Consider the following 16,357-nt stretch of genomic DNA (forward strand, 5'->3'; position numbering starts at 1 on the left):
CAAGGGGGGGGGGGGGGGCACTCCCCTCCCCCCGCCCCGCCGCTTTCCCCCGGCGCCCGCTACTCGCGGCCCGCGCCCGCCTCGATCGGACGGGTGCGCAGCAGCGCGCGGGCCGGCAGGCCGGTGGCGACCAGGCCCAGCAGGAGCACCCCGCCGGCGATGGCGGCCGCCACGGTGGGCGGTACGTACGGGGCGCCGCCGGTGAGCCCGCGGGCGATCGGGGTGAGCGTCGCCCAGGCGATGGCCGTCCCGATCACCAGGCCCGCGGTGCCGACGAGCAGCGCCTCCCAGCGCATCATCCCGAGCACCTGGCGGCGGGTGGTGCCCGCCAGCCGCAGCAGGGCGACCTCGCGGCGCCGGTCGAGGACCGTCATGACCAGGGTGTTGGCCGCCGCGACGGCGGCGAACCCGCCGAGGACCGCGGCCATCACGCGGTTGGCCCACGCGTTGAGCTCCAGGTTCTTGTCGACCTGGGCGCTGTAGCCGGCGCGGTCGGTGACCGCGACTCCGGGGACGTCGAGCCGCCGCAGCGCAGTGGCGACGGCGTCCTGATCGGCCCCTGCCGTGTCACGGACGAGCACCTGGCTGTCGTACGCGGCGGACACGTGTCCGGCGACCGCCGCGCGCGGCATCACCACCTCGCCGAGGCCCAGGCCGCGCTCGTAGAGGGCGACGACCCGGGGGTGGACCGTGGTGCCGTCGCCGAGCCGCAGTTCGATCCGGTCGCCGACCGAGACGTTCGCGGTGTCGGCGAGCAGGCGGTTCAGGGCGACGGTGTCGTTTGCCGCCAGCCCGTTCAGCGTGCCCTGCCGGACGTCGAGGTCGAGCACCTTGGCCAGGTCGGCCGGGCTGCCGGACACGCCCAGCGTGGAGGCGGTGGTGAAGGAGCCGGCTGCCCGGTAGAGGACGCCGGTGCGCAGTACGCCGACGGCCGCGTCGACGCCCTTCACCCGGGCGGCCCGGTCGGCGGCCGTGGCCGGCAGTCCCGCGCCGGTGCCGCCGACGATCTGGTCGGCGACCACCCCGTCGCGCACCTGCTCGGCGGAGGCGTGCTTGATGGTGCTCTGCATGAAGACCAACGTGCCGCAGAAGGCGATGACCAGCACGATCGGGGTGATCGCGGAGGCCAGCCGGCGGGAGTTGGCACGGGCGTTGGCGGCGGCGAGCGCACCCGGCGCGCCCCCCGCCCGCAGCGGCAGTCCCAGGACGGTGGCGGCGAGCCACGCGACGACCGGGCCGAGCAGCGCGACGCAGAGCATGAAGAGCATCACGACGCCGAGCGCGATGTTGGCCGCGTCCTCCCCCGTCGCGTGGGCCGCGAGCGACGCCACGACGATGCCGCCGGCGAGGGCCGCCAAGCCGAGCACCGTACGGATCGGCCCGGGGCGTCCCCGCTCCACGGCCGCCTCGCCCAGCGCCTGGCTGGGGCGGGCCCTGGAGGGCCGGCGGGCGGCCAGGTAGCCGGCCACGAGCGAGCTGAGCAGGCCGGCGCCGACCGCGCTGACCATGGGGATCCACCCGGTGGACAGCCGCAGTCCGGCGGGCACCGCGCCGCGGTCGACGAGCTGGCCGAGCCACCAGTGGGCGAGCGCCAGTCCCGGCAGGATGCCGATCGCGCCGGCGATCGGGGCGACGATCACCGCCTCGGTGGCCACCGTGCGGCGGATCTGCCGCGGGGTCGCGCCGATCGCGCGCAGCAGGGCGATCTCCCGGCTGCGCTGGCCGATGGCGAGGGCGACGGTGCCCATGACGACGAAGACCGCGGTCATGGCGGCGATGCCGCCGAAGGAGCCGCCCAGGGCCGTCAGCAGTTCCTTGCCACCCGCGAGTTCGGGGTGCTCGACCTCGCCGCGGGCGTCACCGGTCCGCACCAGGGCGTGCCCGTCGACGGCGTGCCCGACCTGTGCGGCGAGCTGCTCGGTGCTGACGCCGGCGCGGGCGTAGACGGCGATGGCGTCCGCCTGCCCCGGGTGGCCGGCGAGCCTGCCGGCCGAGGCGTCGTCGAACCACGCGGTGGCGGAACCGGCGCGCTCGGCCGTCAGGCCGGAGATCCGGTAATCGCCGGTGCGGGCGGGCGTGACGAGGGTGACGGTGTCGCCGGTCCTGAGCTTCGCGGCGTGCGCCGTGGCGGCGTCGAGGACGACCTCGCCCGCAGCGGGGGCGCGGCCCTCGGCGAGCGCCGACGGCGCCTTCGCGGCCGGGGCGTTGCTGATCGCGGTGGCCGACCAGTCGCGGCCGGTCAGCGCCGGCAGCGACGTGCTCTGCACGGGGAAGGACACGTCGGGCACGGCCGCGGCGACGCCCGGTTCACGGGCGATGCGATCCGCGAGCCCGGCGTCGACGCGGGCCCGGTCGGGCAGCGGCTCGGCCTCCTCCTCGCGGTCCTCGCCGTGGCCGACGGTCATCCGGGCGTGCTGGTCGGCCGCGACGACCACCGGGGCGCCGGCGTAGCGCTCGGGCGTGAGGTGCGCGACGATCCCGGTCTGCAGCAGGGCGCCGCAGCCGGTCATGATGGCGGCGGCGAAGAGCAGGGCGACGAACGTGCCGGCGAAGGACGCGGGCCGGAAGCGCACGGAGGCGCGGGCGAGGCCGTTCACGCGGCGGCCCTCGCGACCCGCTCCGGATGGGTGCCGGTGGTCAGCGCGACCATGTGGTCGGCGATCTCCGTCGGCTCCGGGCGCTCCAGGTGCCCGGCGAGCGAACCGTCGGCGAGGAAGAGCACCCGGTCCGCGAAGGAGGCGGCGACCGGGTCGTGGGTGACCATGACGACGGTCGCGCCGAGCCGGTCCACGGCGTGCCGCAGCAGCCCCAGCACCTCGCGGGCGGTGTTGGTGTCCAGGGCGCCGGTCGGCTCGTCCGCGAACACCACCTCGGGAGCGGTGACCAGGGCGCGGGCGATGGCCACGCGCTGCTGCTGCCCGCCGGACAGCTGCCCGGGGCGCCGCTTCCCGTACCCCTCCAGGCCGACCTGCGCGAGCAGCTGGGCCGCCCGCCGCCGGTCGGGGCGCTCGCCGGCCAGCCGCTGCGGCAGCAGGATGTTCTGCTGCACGGTGAGCGAGGGCAGCAGGTTGAAGGACTGGAAGATGAAGCCGATGCGGCTGCGGCGCAACCGGGTGAGCTTGTTCTCGTTGAGCCCGGTGATGTCGGCGCCGCCGAGGTGCACGGTGCCGGCCGTGGGCTTGTCGAGCCCGGCCGCGCACTGCAGGAAGGTGCTCTTGCCGGAACCGGAGGGGCCCATCACCGCGGTGAAGCTGCCGCGCGGCAGCGCCAGGTCGATGCCGCGCAGCGCGTGCACGGTGGAGTCGCCGCGGCCGTAGGTACGGCGGACCGAACGCAGCTCGACGGCGGCACCGGCGACCGTCCCGGTACGGCCGTGCGCGGTGTCACCGCTGGTCCGCGGCGGGTACTGCGGCGCCGCGGGGGCCGTGGGGACGGTGCTGGAGTGCTTCGACCGGAGTCGCATGATGTCCTCTGTTTCGGTTGCCGACGACCCTTCCGAAGTTACGGATGACGAGGGGTCCGGGACCATGCCGGTTCCCGGCGTCTCGGGGGTGGGGAAAACCCGAGGTTGGCGCTGGTGCAGACCCTGATTCCCGGCCGGTGCAGCGTGCGAGGATGGCGGTCAGTCTCACTTAAGGAGTGGCCTACCGTGCCTGGCACGAACCTCACCCGCGAGGAGGCGCAGCACCGTGCTCGCCTTCTCACCGTGGACGCGTACGAGATCGACCTCGACCTGGGCGGTGCGCAGGACGGGGGCACCTTCCGCTCGGTGACCACGGTGCGTTTCGATGCCGCGAAGGCGGGGTCGTCATTCATCGACCTGGTCGCCCCGACCGTGCACGAAGTGGTGCTGAACGGCACCGCACTCGACCCGGCGGAGGTGTTCGCGGACTCGCGCATCGCCCTGCCGTCGCTGCTGGCCGGCCGCAACGAGCTGCGCGTCGTCGCGGACTGCGCCTACACCAACACCGGCGAGGGCCTGCACCGCTTCGTCGACCCGGTCGACAAGCAGGCGTACCTCTACACGCAGTTCGAGGTGCCCGACGCGCGCCGCGTCTTCGCCAGCTTCGAGCAGCCCGACCTCAAGGGCACGTTCCGGTTCACGGTGACCGCTCCGGCGGGCTGGACGGTCATCTCGAACTCTCCGACGCCCAAGCCCGAGGACGTCCAGGACAACGTCTGGCGCTTCGAGCCGACGCCGCGCATCTCCTCGTACATCACCGCGCTGATCGCCGGCCCGTACACGGCCGTGCACAGCACCTGGGAGGGCGAGGGCCGCAGCGTCCCGCTGGCGATCTACTGCCGCCCCTCCCTCGCCGAGTTCCTCGACGCGGACGCGATCTTCGACGTCACGCGGCAGGGCTTCGACTGGTTCGAGGAGAAGTTCGACTTCCCGTACCCGTTCGCCAAGTACGACCAGCTCTTCGTGCCGGAGTTCAACGCGGGCGCGATGGAGAACGCGGGCGCGGTCACCATTCGTGACCAGTACGTCTTCCGCTCCAAGGTGACGGACGCGGCGTACGAGACGCGCGCCGAGACCATCCTGCACGAGCTGGCCCACATGTGGTTCGGCGACCTGGTCACCATGGAGTGGTGGAACGACCTCTGGCTGAACGAGTCGTTCGCCACGTACACCTCGATCGCCTGCCAGGCCTACGCGCCGAACAGCAAGTTCCCGCAGTCGTGGACCACGTTCGCCAACTCCATGAAGACCTGGGCGTACCGGCAGGACCAGCTGCCGTCCACCCACCCGATCATGGCGGAGATCAACGACCTCGACGACGTCCTGGTCAACTTCGACGGCATCACGTACGCCAAGGGCGCCTCGGTGCTCAAGCAGCTCGTCGCCTATGTCGGCATGGACGAGTTCTTCGCCGGCGTGCAGGCGTACTTCAAGCAGCACGCCTGGGGCAACACCCAGCTCTCCGACCTGCTCGGCGCGCTGGAGAAGACCTCCGGCCGCGACCTGAAGAGCTGGTCGAAGTCCTGGCTGGAGACGGCCGGCATCAACATCCTGCGCCCGGAGATCACCCTCGCCGAGGACGGCACGGTCACCTCCTTCGCCGTCCGCCAGGAGGCCCCGGCACTGCCCGCCGGAGCGAAGGGCGAGGCCGTGCTGCGGCCGCACCGGATCGCCATCGGCTGCTACGACCTCCAGGACGGCAAGCTGGTCCGCGCCAGCCGCATCGAGCTGGACGTCGACGGCGAGCTGACGAAGGTGCCGTTCCCGGAGAACACCCCGCGCCCCGCGGTGATCCTGCTCAACGACGACGACCTGACGTACGCCAAGGTCCGCCTCGACGACGAGTCCCTCGCCGTCGTCCGCGAGCACCTCGGCGACTTCACCGAGTCCCTCCCCCGCGCCCTGATCTGGTCCGCGGCCTGGGACATGACGCGCGACGGCGAGCTCGCCACCCGCGACTACCTGGAACTGGTGCTCTCCGGCATCGCCAAGGAGTCGGACATCGGCGTCGTCCAGTCGCTGCACCGCCAGCTGAAGCTCGCGCTCGACCTGTACGCGGACCCGGCCTGGCGCGACACCGGCCTGACCCGCTGGACGGAGGCCGCGCTGGAGCACCTGCGCGCCGCCGCTCCCGGCAGCGACCACCAGCTCGCATGGGCGCGCGCCTTCTCGGCGACCGCCCGCACCCCCGAGCAGCTCGACCTGCTCGCCGGGCTGCTGGACGGCACACAGGTCATCGACGGCCTGGCCGTCGACGCCGAGCTGCGCTGGTCCCTGCTGCACCGCCTCGCGGCGACCGGCCGGGCGGACGACGCGGCCATCGCGGCGGAGCTCGCCCTCGACCCGACCTCGGCCGGCGAGGAGCACGCGGCCGGCGCCCGCGCCGCCCGTCCGACCGCCGACGCCAAGGCCGCGGTCTGGGCCGCGGTCGTCGAGGACGACAAGCTCGCGAACTCCCTCCAGGAGTCCGCGATCGGCGGCTTCGTCCAGACCGACCAGCGCGAGCTGCTCGCGCCCTACACCGAGCGGTACTTCAGCGCGGTCAAGGGCGTCTGGGACTCGCGCAGCCACGAGATCGCCCAGCAGATCGTGATCGGCCTCTACCCGTCCCTCCAGGTCTCCCAGGAGACCCTGGACGCCACCGACGCCTGGCTGGCCTCGGCGACCCCGCCCCCGGCCCTGCGCCGACTCGTCATCGAGTCCCGCTCCGGCGTGGAACGCGCCCTGAAGGCCCGAGCCGCGGACGCGGCGGCCGGCGCGTAACCAGGCACGTCCCGCGGGAGGCCCCGGACCAGTCAGCGCAGTGGTCCGGGGCCTCCCGCGCGCCTGCCACGAGGCACAAGAGGCCCAAATTTGGTATGTTCAATTTTGGATATGCCAAATTTGGGCCTCTTCTTCACAGGCGGTTTCGTGGACACCTTCATCGGCCGGGAGCGGGAGCTGGCAGCTCTGAACCGCATGCTGCAGCGCGTCACGGACGGCGGTCGGAGCGGTCGGCCGGGCAAGGCGATGCTGATCCGCGGCCGCCGCCGTGTCGGCAAATCGCGGCTGGTCGAGGAGTTCATCGAGCGCTCCGGGCTGCCGAGCCTCTTCTTCACCGCCTCGCAGCAGTCCAGCACGCAAGCCGACCTGCGCCTGTTCGTCGAGGCCGCCGCGGCATCCGACCTGCCGGGTGCCGCGACGCTGACGGGCCAGTCGCCCCGCGACTGGGACGCGGCTCTCCGCCTGCTGGTCGCTGCCCTGCCCGACGACCGGCCGAGCGTCGTCGTCCTCGACGAGATGCCGTACCTGATCAAGAACGACTCCGGCTTCGAGGGCACCCTCCAGAAGCTCTTCGACCGCGAGCTGTCCCGGAAGCCGGTGCTGCTGCTCTGCGTAGGGTCCGACCTGGCCATGATGGAGCGGCTCAACGACTACGACCGCCCGTTCCACCAGCGCGGCACCGAGATGGTGGTCCCCGCCCTGAGCCCGGCCGACGTCGCCGACATACTGCAACTGCCGCCCGCTGACGCCTTCGACGCCTTCCTCGTTTCCGGTGGGCTGCCGCTGGTCCTGGAGGAGTGGCCCCGCGGCGCGAGTGTCTTCGACTACCTCGCCGAGGTCGTGAAGGATCCGACGTCCGCACTGCTCGTGAGCGCCGAACGGTCGCTGGCGGCCGAGTTCCCGGCCGACGCGCAAGCGCGGTTGGTGCTGGGAGCCATCGGTTCGGGAGAGCGGACGCGCATACTGATCGGCCGCGAGGCCGGTGATCTACCCCCCACCAGCCTGAACCGATCACTGCATCTGCTGACGGCAAAGAGGGTGGTGGAGGCCATCACGCCGCTGTCGACCCGCCCCTCCAAGGAGACCCGCTACTCCGTCGCCGACCCTCATCTGCGCTTCTGGCTCGCGCTGCTCGGACCGTACATGTCCGAGATCGAACGCGGCCGCGGTGACCTGACGCTCGCCCGCATCCAGCGGACCTGGACCTCATGGCGCGGGCGGGCGATCGAACCCGTGGTGCGTGACGCCCTGTTCCGCATGCGGGCAGCCGGCGTACCCGACGACACCGGTGCCGTCGGCGGCTACTGGACCCGCAACAACGATCCCGAGATCGACATCGTCGCGGCCGACCGTGAGCCCATCGCGAAGCGCATCACGGCCGTCGGCTCCGTGAAATGGCTGGAGAACCGGCCCTTCGACGCACACGACCTCGCGCAACTGGTCGTCCACCGCTCGCAGCTGCCCGGCGCGGACACCTCGACGCCGCTGATCGCGGTAGCGCGCAGCGGCGTCTCGGTGGACGGCGTCCAGGCCGTGGGTCCCGAGGACCTGATCACCGCGTGGCGGTGACTCTGGCCGAGGTCAGGGCAGTCACCGCACGGCGTCGAACAACCCGTCACGTATCGCTTGCAGGAACGCGCGGAGCGCGGTGGGGGTCGTGCGGACGATGACGTCGGGGTCGTCGCTCTCCCGGAGGAGGACCGCGCCGGCGCGGGGCGCCAGCTCTACGCAGCTTTGGCCCTCGTCGGGCCCAGAGAACGATGACTTCTGCCAGACAATCGGTGCGCGCATGTGGGGCTTTCACATCTCCCGTGCGATGGAGTGGATGGATCGGCGCGACTCCTCCGCGCCCAGAGCTACCTGCGACAGCAGGTGGAACAACACTCGGTACTTCTCGAGTTGTGCCTCCGCATCGAGGAATCCGCTGCCAAAGGCCGCGTCGATCTGGACCGTGTCCAGCTGCGGCACAGTTCCGCCGGCGTAGAACATCGACTGGGTGGAGGGCGTGAGTTCATCCACGTCGAACGGGATGACGTGGATGGCAACCGCAGGCCACTCGGAGGCCTCCAGCAGTAGGTCCAACTGCGCGCGCATGACCTTCCTGGCCGCGTACCGCAGCCGCAGCGCTCCCTCGTGGATGATCACGTCGAGCTTGGGCGGCGCCGGGCGCTCCAGGATCGCGCGGCGGCGCAGCCGGTGTTCCACGCGGGCGTCGAGTTCCGACGGGGACAGCTCCGTGATGCCGCCGGAGAAGAGAGCTCGGGCGTACTGCTCGCTCTGCAACAGCCCCGGCATGTGCAGCATATGGACGGTGCGCAGGAACGTCGCGTGGTGTTCCAGCTCCGCCAGGTCCAGGAAGCTCGGGGCGAGGACACCCCGGTACTCCGCCCACCAGCCCTTACCGCGCTCCTCGGCCATGGCGACCAGCGCCTCGACGAGCTTCTTGTCGTTGGCCGAGTAGAACGTGGCCATGCGGCGTACCCGCTCGCCGCTCACGCCGTACCTGCCGGATTCGATGTGGCTGATCTGCGCCCGTTCGCCGCCGAGGAAAGCCGCGGCGTCGCTGCCGGTCACGCCCGCGTGCTCGCGCAGCTTGCGCAACTCTGCTCCGAGGCGCTGCTGCCGGGCAGTTGGGTGGCTCCTTGGCGGCATCGGGGGCCCTCCCAAGTCGTATCAATCCGGAGGTGCAGCGTATCCGGGCCGCCGGAGGTCACCCATTCGCGCGCAATGTACGTAACACCATTGCGCCGTCCCACATGTGCACCCTACCGTCGGTAACGACTCGCCCACCCAACGGAATTGGCGATTCGTACCCGACACCGTGGGAGCCCCACATGGTCACTGCCCTCGCCCCCGAGACCGACACCGGCTGGAGCTACTCCCTCCAGTTACCGAACGATCTCCGCAGCGCGCGCGTCGCGCGCGGCACGTTGCGCGCCGTGCTGCGCGCCCATCACCTCGATGAGCTGGCCGAGGTCTCGGAGCTGCTGGTGTCCGAGCTCGTCGGGAACGCGCTGGAGTACTCCGACGGGGTCGTGACCCTCCGGGTGCACTGGCGGGAAGCCACCCTGCGGCTGGCCGTGTTCGACAACGCGCCCGCACCGCCGGTGCCGGGCAACGGGGACCCCGCCGAGGCCGAGAGCGGGCGCGGCCTGCTCCTGGTACGCGAGCTCGCGGAGGACTGGGGGTACTACCTGGTCGGCGAGGAGGTCCTCGGCGTCGCCGGGAAGCTCGTGTGGTGCGACATCGGCTCCGGCGCCCGCACCGACGCAGCTCGCCCATAGTGCAGCTGTCCCAGCAGGGTTCCGCCGAAAGCGATCGCCATGCCGACCAGTTGGACCGGGGTCAGAGCCTGGTCCAGGATCGCCCACCCGATCGCCGCCGCCGAGATCGGGCTCAGGAAGCCGAGCAGGGAGACCGAGGTGGCCGGGAGGGTGCCGATGCCACGGAACCAGAGCCAGTACGCGGCGGCGGTGTTGGCGACGGCCAGGTACGCGTAGCCGGTGACGGCGCGGGCGTCGAGGGCGGGCGGGAGGCCTTCGGCGACGAGGGCGACCGGGGCGATCAGCAGTCCGCCCGCGGTGAGTTGCCACCCGGTGAAGGCCAGCGGGCCGATGCCCTCCGGGCGGCCCCAGCGCTTGGTCAGGACGGTCCCGGCCGACATGCTCGCCGAGCCGGCGACGCCGGCGAGCAGGCCGAGGCCGTCGAATCCGGCACCGGCCCGCAGCACGACGAGGCTGACGCCGACCGCGCCGATGACCGCGGCCGTGAGCGTCCGGGCGCTGGGGCGCTCGCTGAGCAGGGCCGCCGCGAGGCCGGCCACGAACAGCGGGCCCACCGAGCCGACGACGGAGGCGACACCGCCTGGCAGCCGGTAGGCGGCGAGGAACAGCAGCGGGAAGAACGCGCCGATGTTCAGGACGCCGAGCACCGCCGACTTCCACCACCAGGCGCCGCGCGGCAGCGCCCGCGTGGCGGCGAGCAGTACGAGTCCGGCGGGCAGCGCCCGCATCAGCCCGGCGAAGAGCGGGCGGTCCGGCGGGAGGAGCTGGGTGGTGACCGCGTAGGTCGAGCCCCAGGCGAGCGGGGCGAGAGCGGTGAGCGCGATGGTGGACAGTCGGGACATCTGCGGGCTCCTCACAGGAACGGGACCACGAAGGGGGACGGCTCAGGCAGCCCGCACGAGGCTCCCCTGCGGCGACGCGGCCACCTTGCGCGAGCCCTCCGGGTGGACGGCCTCCGACGCCAGGTGCGGCTCCAGGCGGACCAGCAGGAGCGCGGCGCCCAGCGTGGTGCCGATGAGGAGCAGCCACGGGAGCCGGCCGTCGACGGCCATCAGGCCGGTGAAGAGCGACGGGGCGATGGCCCGGACCAGTTGCCAGGAGAACTGGTAGGCGGCCATGTACCGGCCGCGGACCGCGTCCGGGGCGGCGGCGATGGCCAGCGCGCCGGCCGACGGGTTGTGCACCATCTCGCCGACGGTGTGCACGGTGATGATCACGGCGAGCCCGGCGCCGATCGCCCAGCCGGCCTGCGGCCGCACCGTGCCGAGCACGATCTGTCCGGCGAAGGCCACTGCGAAGAGCACCGCGCCGAGCGCCGCGGACCGGTTGCGGCGGGCGCCGCGGCGGCGGACGAAGGAGGCGACCAGGACGCCGCCCGCCGCGCACAGCACGGTGTTGACGGTGAAGGCGGCGCCGGTCAGGGACTCGGGGCCGTGCAGCCAGGTGGAGATGTAGAGCGGGTACAGGACGGGCAGCGCGGTGTAGCCCAGGGCTATGAGGAAGTTGGCGGCGGTCAGTCCGAGGAACGGCCGGTCGCGGAGCACCAGCCGGTATCCGGCCTTCCGGCGGGCGACGGCGGCCGTGTCCCGGACGACGGCGACCGGGCGGACCCGCCACATCAGCAGCGCCGAGAAGACGAAGCTGGCGGCGTTGAGCCAGGCCGCCACGGTGAAGCCGGTGTCCCCGCCGAAGCCGACGACCAGCGAGGCGAGCAGCGCGCCCGCGCCCATGCCGCCGTTGCTGAGCGCCCGGGACGCGGCCTGCAGCCGGTCCCGGTCGGCGCCGCGGGCGAACTCGCCGAGGAAGGACTGCTGGACGGCGGGGAAGGCGCCGTCGCCGATGATCGTGACCAGAGCGACGACGGCGAAGGCGGGCACCGACTGCGCGAACGGGTAGAGCGCGAAGCCCGCTCCCCGCACCCCGAGGAGCGCCAGCTGCACGCGGCGCGCCCCCCAGCGGTCGACGGCGGCGCCGGCCAGCGGCAGCGTGGTGAGGCCGATGAGCCCGGCCACCGTGAGCACCGCGCCGACCGCGGCGAAGGACAGGCCCGTGACGTGATGGAAGAAGATCAGGGTGAAGGGGAGGTACATCCCGGAGCCGACCGCGTTGACGGTCATCGCGGCGAGCAGGGACCGCTCGCCGGGTATCCGTGAGGTGCTGGGCATGTCCGCTCCAGGGAGCTCGTCGCCGAAGTAGCTCGATGGTTATTAGCTTAGCGCTAAGCGACTTACCGTCAAGCTACTTTCTTGCAAGCGATCGTCCTTCCTCCGATACTTCTCCGTATGACCACGCCCCCGCCGGACGCCCCGAACCCGCTCGACGCCCCGGATCCACTGGACCGGATCACCGCGCAGTGGAACGCCGTCCGCCCCGAACTCGACACCGTGCCGATGGCGATCTTCGGCCGCATCTACCGCATCGCGAAGGCGGTCGGCGACCGGATGGAGAAGGAGTACGGGCGCTTCGGCATCAGCCGCGGCGAGTTCGACGTGCTGGCGACGCTGCGCAGGGCGGGTGAGCCGTACACCCTGTCACCGCGCGAGCTGTCCTCGGCGCTGCTGCTCACCACCGGCGGCATGACGGGACGGCTGGACAAGCTGGAACGGGCGGGGCTCGTCGAGCGCAGTCCTGACCCGCACGACCGGCGCGGCCTGCGGGTGACCCTCACCGAACAGGGCCTCACGCTGCTGCACGAGGCGGTGGGCGCCGGGCTCGCCGTGCAGAAGGCGGCTCTCGGCGCGATGGACGACGAGCAGGCGGCGCAGCTGTCCGGCCTGCTGCGGCAGCTGCTCGGCTCGTCGGAACAGCACTGAGCCCCCTGCCGCGCACGCGGTCAGGGGGCCGGGCAGGTCAACGCGTCAGGCGCGCTCTTGCTGCTGCTTACGGGTCTTGTCGGTCGCCATCACCACGCCGGCGATGATCGCGAACAGCACGATCGGCGCGAGCACGAAGAGGCCGAGCGTCTGCACGACACTCAGGCCGGAACCCGGGTCGTCGCCGTCATCGCGGGTGACCGCGAACGCGGGGGACGACATCAGCAGCATCAGCGTCGTCCCGGCGGTGATGACCCCGGCGCGCACGGCCTTCTTGTTGAGCTTCTTGTCCACGCCCTCAATGTAGTGAACGTCTTCCGGGCCCGCACGCCCGGGGTGTCCTTATGGGTGTGCTTGCCCATGGCGTCACCCGCCCGCGCCTTCGCGACCTGCGGTGATACTCGCCGAAGGGGCTCCCTCGGGCGCCAGCGCGGCCCGCACCTCGTCCAGCAGCGCGTACAGCCGCGGCGAGCCGGCCAGCTGCTCCAGGGTGACCGGGCGGCCCGCCGCGTCCGCCACCGGAAGCCGCCAGTTCGGGTACTGGTCCCAGGTGCCCGGCAGATTCTGCGGGCGGCGGTCGCCGACCGCGTCCGGCAGCCACACGCCGACCATCGCCGCCGGGGTGCGTGCCAGGAACCGGTGGACGGCCTTGACGACGGCCTCCTCGTCGGCCGCGCCCTCCGGCAGCAGCCCCAGCCGGCCGAGCAGCGCGATCCACTCCGCGACCTCCGCCGTGTCCTCCGCCTGCTCCTGGGCCAACGGCCGGGTCAGCAGCCCCAGCCGGTAACGCAGCTCGACGTGCTCGCCCGTCAGCCGGGCCGCCGTGCTGGGCAGATCGTGCGTGGTGACGGTGGCCAGACAGGCCGGCCGCCACTCCTCCGGCGCCAGCGGCTTCCCGTCCCCGTCGTGGTCCCGCTCGAACCACAGCACCGACGTGCCGAGGACGCCGCGGTCCGCCAGCTCCTCCCTGACCCCGGGCTCGACCGTTCCCAGGTCCTCGCCGATCACCACCGCGCCCGCCCGGTGCGCCTCCAGGGCGAGTACTCCGAGCATCGCCTCCGCGTCGTATCTGACGTAGGCACCCTCGGTCGGCGGCCGGCCCTCCGGCACCCACCACAGCCGGAACAGCCCCATCACGTGGTCGATGCGCAGCGCGCCCGCGTGCCGCAGCAGCCGGCTCAGCAGATCCCGGTACGGGGTGTACCCGGTGGCCGCCAGCGCGTCCGGCCGCCAGGGCGGCAGGCCCCAGTCCTGGCCGCGCGAGTTGAACGCGTCCGGCGGCGCGCCCACCGACATGCCCCGCGCCAGGGCGTCCTGCATGGCCCACGCGTCGGAGCCGGACGGGTGCACGCCGACGGCCAGGTCGTGCACGATCCCGATCGGCATCCCCGCCGCACGCGCCGCCGCCTGTGCCGCGCACAGTTGATGGTCGGTCAGCCACGTGAGCCAGCAGTAGAAGTCCACCCGGTCGAGGAGTTCGCCGCGCGCCCGCGCGACCTGCGGGGAGCGCGGATCACGCAGCCCGGCGGGCCAGGCGTGCCAGTCCGGGCCGTTCACCTCCGCCAGCGCGCACCAGGTGGCGTGATCGTCGAGCGCCTGCCCCTGCTCGGCCAGGAAATCGGCGTACTCGGCCCTGCGCCCCGGCTGCAGCGGCACCTTCCGCACCAGCCGCAGCGCCTCCAGTTTCAGTTCCCAGACCGCGTCCCGGTCGATCAGCGCGTCCTTGTGCAGCACACCCGCGCGCAGCGCGGCGGCCCGGCCGGCCAGCTCGTGGGCCCGCACCCGGTCGTCCGCCGCCAGATACGCGTACTCCGGCACGTCCTCGACCCGCAGATAGACCGGATCGGGGAACCGCCGGGACGAAGGGCGGTACGGCGAGGGATCCGTCGGCCGCCCGGGAACAGCGATGTGCAGCGGGTTGATCTGCAGGAACCCGGCGCCCAGCGCCCGGCCCGACCACGCGGCGAGATCCGCGAGATCACCCAGATCGCCCATCCCCCAGGAGCGGTCCGACAGCGTCGAGTAGAGCTGCGCCATGAAGCCGAACGTGCGCCCGGCCGGACCCGGCAGCCGCTCGGGCGCGATCACGAGGTCGGCCCGTGCCGTCCGCCCGTCCGGCGCGGTCGCCCGCACCACGTGCCTGCCGAGCGGAAGGCGCTCCCAGCCACCGTCGTCGAACACCTCGCCCGACTCCGCCTCGATGAGCACCCGGGTGCCTTCCGGGAGCCCGAGCGGCAGCGGGCGGCCCTCGCGCACCACGGTGCAGGGCGCCAGCAGCCGCTGCCGGTCGCGGTGCTCGTACGCGGCCAGCGCGTCCCGCACCGCCTGCGGTGTCGAGGCGTCCACCCCGAGCGCGGCCAGCACGGCCACCACCGTCTCCTCCGGCACCCGGACCTCCCGGTCGGGCCCAGGGCGGTACGTCGTGTCCACGCCGTGCAGCGCGGCCAGCCGCTCCCGGTCCATCGGTGCCTCCAAGATCACAGTGCGAGGTGGGGATCACCCGAGCCTTACCCCGCCGGACGCTCCGTCAGACGCCGCCGCACCGCCCGGCCCCCGCTACCAACCGGCCGGCCGACGCTCCCGCCACGGCGCGGCCGCCTCCACCTGAGCCGCGAGCGCGAGCAGCGGGCCCTCCGCACCGTGCGCCGCGCCGAGCATCATCCCGATCGGGAGCCCGCCGTCCGTCCACTCCACCGGCAGTGACAGCGCGGGCAGCCCCGCGATGTTCCACGCGCCCGTGAACGGCGTGAACGCGTACTGCGCCGCGAAATCGGCCGCCGGGTCGGCGTCGTCGCGCAGCGCTCCCACCGGCCGCGGCAGCTGGGCCAGCGTCGGTGTCAGCACCGCGTCGAACGGCGCCACCGCCGCCGCGAACTTCCGCCCCACCGCCTGCATCGCCGCCATCGCCAGCGCGAACCGCTCGCCCGAAGCCGCCCGGCCGCGCTCCCGCAGCCACCGGGTCAGCGGCATCAGCTCCTCCTCCCGCCCGGCGGGCACCGGCGCCAGCAGCGACATCACCTCCCACACCGGATCGAACGACCCGTGGTCCCCCGGCCCCAGCGGCTGCTCGACGTCCACCACCTCATGGCCCAGCCCCGCCAGCAGCGCGGACGTCCGCTCGTACGCGGCCAGCACCACCGGATCCACCGGCACGTCGACATCGGGCCGCGCCCACCGCCCGATCCGCAACCGCCGCGGCTCCCGCTCGCACCACTCCAGGAACGTCGTCCCCGACGCCGCCACCGGCACCGGATCCCCTGGCACCGGCCCCGCCATCACATCCAGCAGCGCCGCCGCGTCCCGCACGTTCCGCGCGATCGGCCCCGTCTCCGCCAGCCCCGTCAGATCCCCGTGCGGCGCCCAGCTGACCCGCCCCCGGCTCGGCTTCAGCCCGACCACGCCGCAGCAGCTCGCCGGGATGCGGATCGACCCCCCGCCGTCGCTGCCGTGCGCGGCGGGCGCCAGCCCGGCGGCCACGGCCGCGGCCGCCCCGCCGCTCGACCCGCCGGCCATCAGCCCCGTGTCGTACGGGCTCCTCGCCGGAGGGGCGACGCGGCCCTCGGTGTACGCCGGCAGCCCGAACTCCGGCGTGTTCGTCTTCCCGAGCAGCACCGTCCCGGCGGCCCGCAGCAGGTCCACAACGTGCGCGCCCGACTCGGCGACCCGCTCGGCGAACACCGCGGACCCCGCCGTCCACCGCACGCCCGCCACCGGCGTCAGGTCCTTCACCGGTACCGGCACCCCCAGCAGCGGCGGCGGCGCCCCGCCCTCCCCCAGCCGCCGCTCCGCCCGCCGCGCGTCCTCCGCCGCGCGCTCGGGCGTCACGGTGACGTACGCCCCGACGGCGTCGTTCAGCCGCTCGATCCGCCCGAGGTAGTGCGACGCCAACTCGGTCGGCGACAGCACCTTGTTCCGCACCGCGGCGGCCTGCTCCAGCATCGTCAGTTCATGAGGTTCGCCCATCCGGGCAGGTTAGTTCGCACCGGGCGCCTCCGGCGGGAGGTACGGGTACGCGCGGCGGGGGTGGGGGTGGG

Annotated in this window: 13 protein-coding genes; 4 read left to right on the top strand and 9 right to left on the bottom strand. The window is 73.1% G+C overall.

Going from position 1 to position 16,357, the window contains the following annotated elements:
• Positions 1 to 59: 59 nt before the first annotated feature.
• Together O3X23_RS42610 and O3X23_RS42615 are read right to left on the bottom strand one after the other, a co-directional pair.
• Positions 60 to 2,597 carry an FtsX-like permease family protein gene (locus O3X23_RS42610; RefSeq protein WP_269280311.1) on the bottom strand — a complete coding sequence of 846 codons (2,538 nt, stop codon included), beginning with the start codon at positions 2,595 to 2,597 and terminating at the stop codon, positions 60 to 62.
• Complete coding sequence (locus O3X23_RS42615) at positions 2,594 to 3,463, bottom strand: ABC transporter ATP-binding protein (protein WP_269280313.1); 870 nt, start codon at positions 3,461 to 3,463, stop codon at positions 2,594 to 2,596. Before O3X23_RS42615 ends, O3X23_RS42610 begins: the two co-directional genes overlap by 4 nt.
• A gap of 186 nt (positions 3,464 to 3,649) precedes the next feature.
• On the opposite strand from O3X23_RS42615, the gene pepN reads away from it, so the two are divergent.
• Positions 3,650 to 6,226, top strand: coding sequence for an aminopeptidase N (pepN, locus tag O3X23_RS42620; RefSeq protein WP_269280315.1), 2,577 nt, complete (start codon positions 3,650 to 3,652; stop codon positions 6,224 to 6,226).
• A 147-nt stretch (positions 6,227 to 6,373) separates the two neighbouring features.
• Entirely contained in the window at positions 6,374 to 7,795 is a 1,422-nt protein-coding gene (locus O3X23_RS42625; RefSeq protein ID WP_269280337.1) for an ATP-binding protein, read from the top strand.
• Positions 7,796 to 7,816: 21 nt separating this feature from the next.
• On the opposite strand, the gene O3X23_RS42630 is transcribed toward O3X23_RS42625, so the two are convergent.
• Both O3X23_RS42630 and O3X23_RS42635 read right to left on the bottom strand, forming a co-directional pair.
• Positions 7,817 to 8,017 (bottom strand): DUF397 domain-containing protein, encoded by a 201-nt coding sequence (locus tag O3X23_RS42630; protein WP_269280317.1) that lies wholly within the window; start codon positions 8,015 to 8,017, stop codon positions 7,817 to 7,819.
• 9 nt (positions 8,018 to 8,026) lie between these two features.
• Positions 8,027 to 8,878, bottom strand: coding sequence for a helix-turn-helix domain-containing protein (locus O3X23_RS42635; protein ID WP_269280320.1), 852 nt, complete (start codon positions 8,876 to 8,878; stop codon positions 8,027 to 8,029).
• A 182-nt stretch (positions 8,879 to 9,060) separates the two neighbouring features.
• Between O3X23_RS42635 and O3X23_RS42640 the strand changes: the two genes are divergently transcribed.
• Entirely contained in the window at positions 9,061 to 9,510 is a 450-nt protein-coding gene (locus O3X23_RS42640; RefSeq protein WP_269280322.1) for an ATP-binding protein, read from the top strand.
• On the opposite strand, the gene O3X23_RS42645 is transcribed toward O3X23_RS42640, so the two are convergent.
• Both O3X23_RS42645 and O3X23_RS42650 read right to left on the bottom strand, forming a co-directional pair.
• Entirely contained in the window at positions 9,417 to 10,352 is a 936-nt protein-coding gene (locus O3X23_RS42645) for an EamA family transporter (protein ID WP_269280323.1), read from the bottom strand. The genes O3X23_RS42640 and O3X23_RS42645 overlap by 94 nt on opposite strands.
• Before the next feature lie 42 nt (positions 10,353 to 10,394).
• A complete protein-coding gene (locus O3X23_RS42650) occupies positions 10,395 to 11,675 on the bottom strand; it encodes an MFS transporter (RefSeq protein WP_269280326.1) in 1,281 nt (426 codons plus the stop codon).
• Between the two features lie 117 nt (positions 11,676 to 11,792).
• Between O3X23_RS42650 and O3X23_RS42655 the strand changes: the two genes are divergently transcribed.
• A complete protein-coding gene (locus O3X23_RS42655; protein ID WP_269280328.1) occupies positions 11,793 to 12,323 on the top strand; it encodes a MarR family winged helix-turn-helix transcriptional regulator in 531 nt (176 codons plus the stop codon).
• 45 nt (positions 12,324 to 12,368) lie between these two features.
• Here O3X23_RS42655 and O3X23_RS42660 read toward each other — a convergent pair whose 3' ends face one another.
• The 3 genes from O3X23_RS42660 to O3X23_RS42670 form a co-directional block, all read right to left on the bottom strand.
• A complete protein-coding gene (locus tag O3X23_RS42660) occupies positions 12,369 to 12,554 on the bottom strand; it encodes a hypothetical protein (protein ID WP_443048149.1) in 186 nt (61 codons plus the stop codon).
• Between the two features lie 135 nt (positions 12,555 to 12,689).
• Positions 12,690 to 14,786: a 4-alpha-glucanotransferase gene (gene malQ, locus O3X23_RS42665; protein WP_269280332.1), complete on the bottom strand. Its 2,097-nt coding sequence runs from the start codon at positions 14,784 to 14,786 to the stop codon at positions 12,690 to 12,692.
• Positions 14,787 to 14,879: 93 nt separating this feature from the next.
• Positions 14,880 to 16,286 (bottom strand): amidase, encoded by a 1,407-nt coding sequence (locus O3X23_RS42670; RefSeq protein WP_269280334.1) that lies wholly within the window; start codon positions 16,284 to 16,286, stop codon positions 14,880 to 14,882.
• Between the last annotated feature and the right edge of the window lie 71 nt (positions 16,287 to 16,357).

The organism is Streptomyces sp. H39-S7, assembly GCF_027158205.1.
Taxonomy (GTDB): Bacteria; Actinomycetota; Actinomycetes; order Streptomycetales; family Streptomycetaceae; genus Actinacidiphila.

Excerpts from the sequence above, each read along its gene's own strand:
- O3X23_RS42630 (WP_269280317.1), bottom strand. The coding sequence starts at position 8,017 with ATGCGCGCACCGATTGTCTGGCAGAAGTCATCGTTCTCTGGGCCCGAC.
- malQ (WP_269280332.1), bottom strand. The coding sequence starts at position 14,786 with ATGGACCGGGAGCGGCTGGCCGCGCTGCACGGCGTGGACACGACGTAC.
- O3X23_RS42635 (WP_269280320.1), bottom strand. The coding sequence starts at position 8,878 with ATGCCGCCAAGGAGCCACCCAACTGCCCGGCAGCAGCGCCTCGGAGCA.
- O3X23_RS42615 (WP_269280313.1), bottom strand. The coding sequence starts at position 3,463 with ATGCGACTCCGGTCGAAGCACTCCAGCACCGTCCCCACGGCCCCCGCG.
- O3X23_RS42640 (WP_269280322.1), top strand. The coding sequence starts at position 9,061 with ATGGTCACTGCCCTCGCCCCCGAGACCGACACCGGCTGGAGCTACTCC.
- O3X23_RS42670 (WP_269280334.1), bottom strand. The coding sequence starts at position 16,286 with ATGGGCGAACCTCATGAACTGACGATGCTGGAGCAGGCCGCCGCGGTG.
- O3X23_RS42660 (WP_443048149.1), bottom strand. The coding sequence starts at position 12,554 with ATGCTGCTGATGTCGTCCCCCGCGTTCGCGGTCACCCGCGATGACGGC.
- O3X23_RS42655 (WP_269280328.1), top strand. The coding sequence starts at position 11,793 with ATGACCACGCCCCCGCCGGACGCCCCGAACCCGCTCGACGCCCCGGAT.
- O3X23_RS42650 (WP_269280326.1), bottom strand. The coding sequence starts at position 11,675 with ATGCCCAGCACCTCACGGATACCCGGCGAGCGGTCCCTGCTCGCCGCG.
- O3X23_RS42645 (WP_269280323.1), bottom strand. The coding sequence starts at position 10,352 with ATGTCCCGACTGTCCACCATCGCGCTCACCGCTCTCGCCCCGCTCGCC.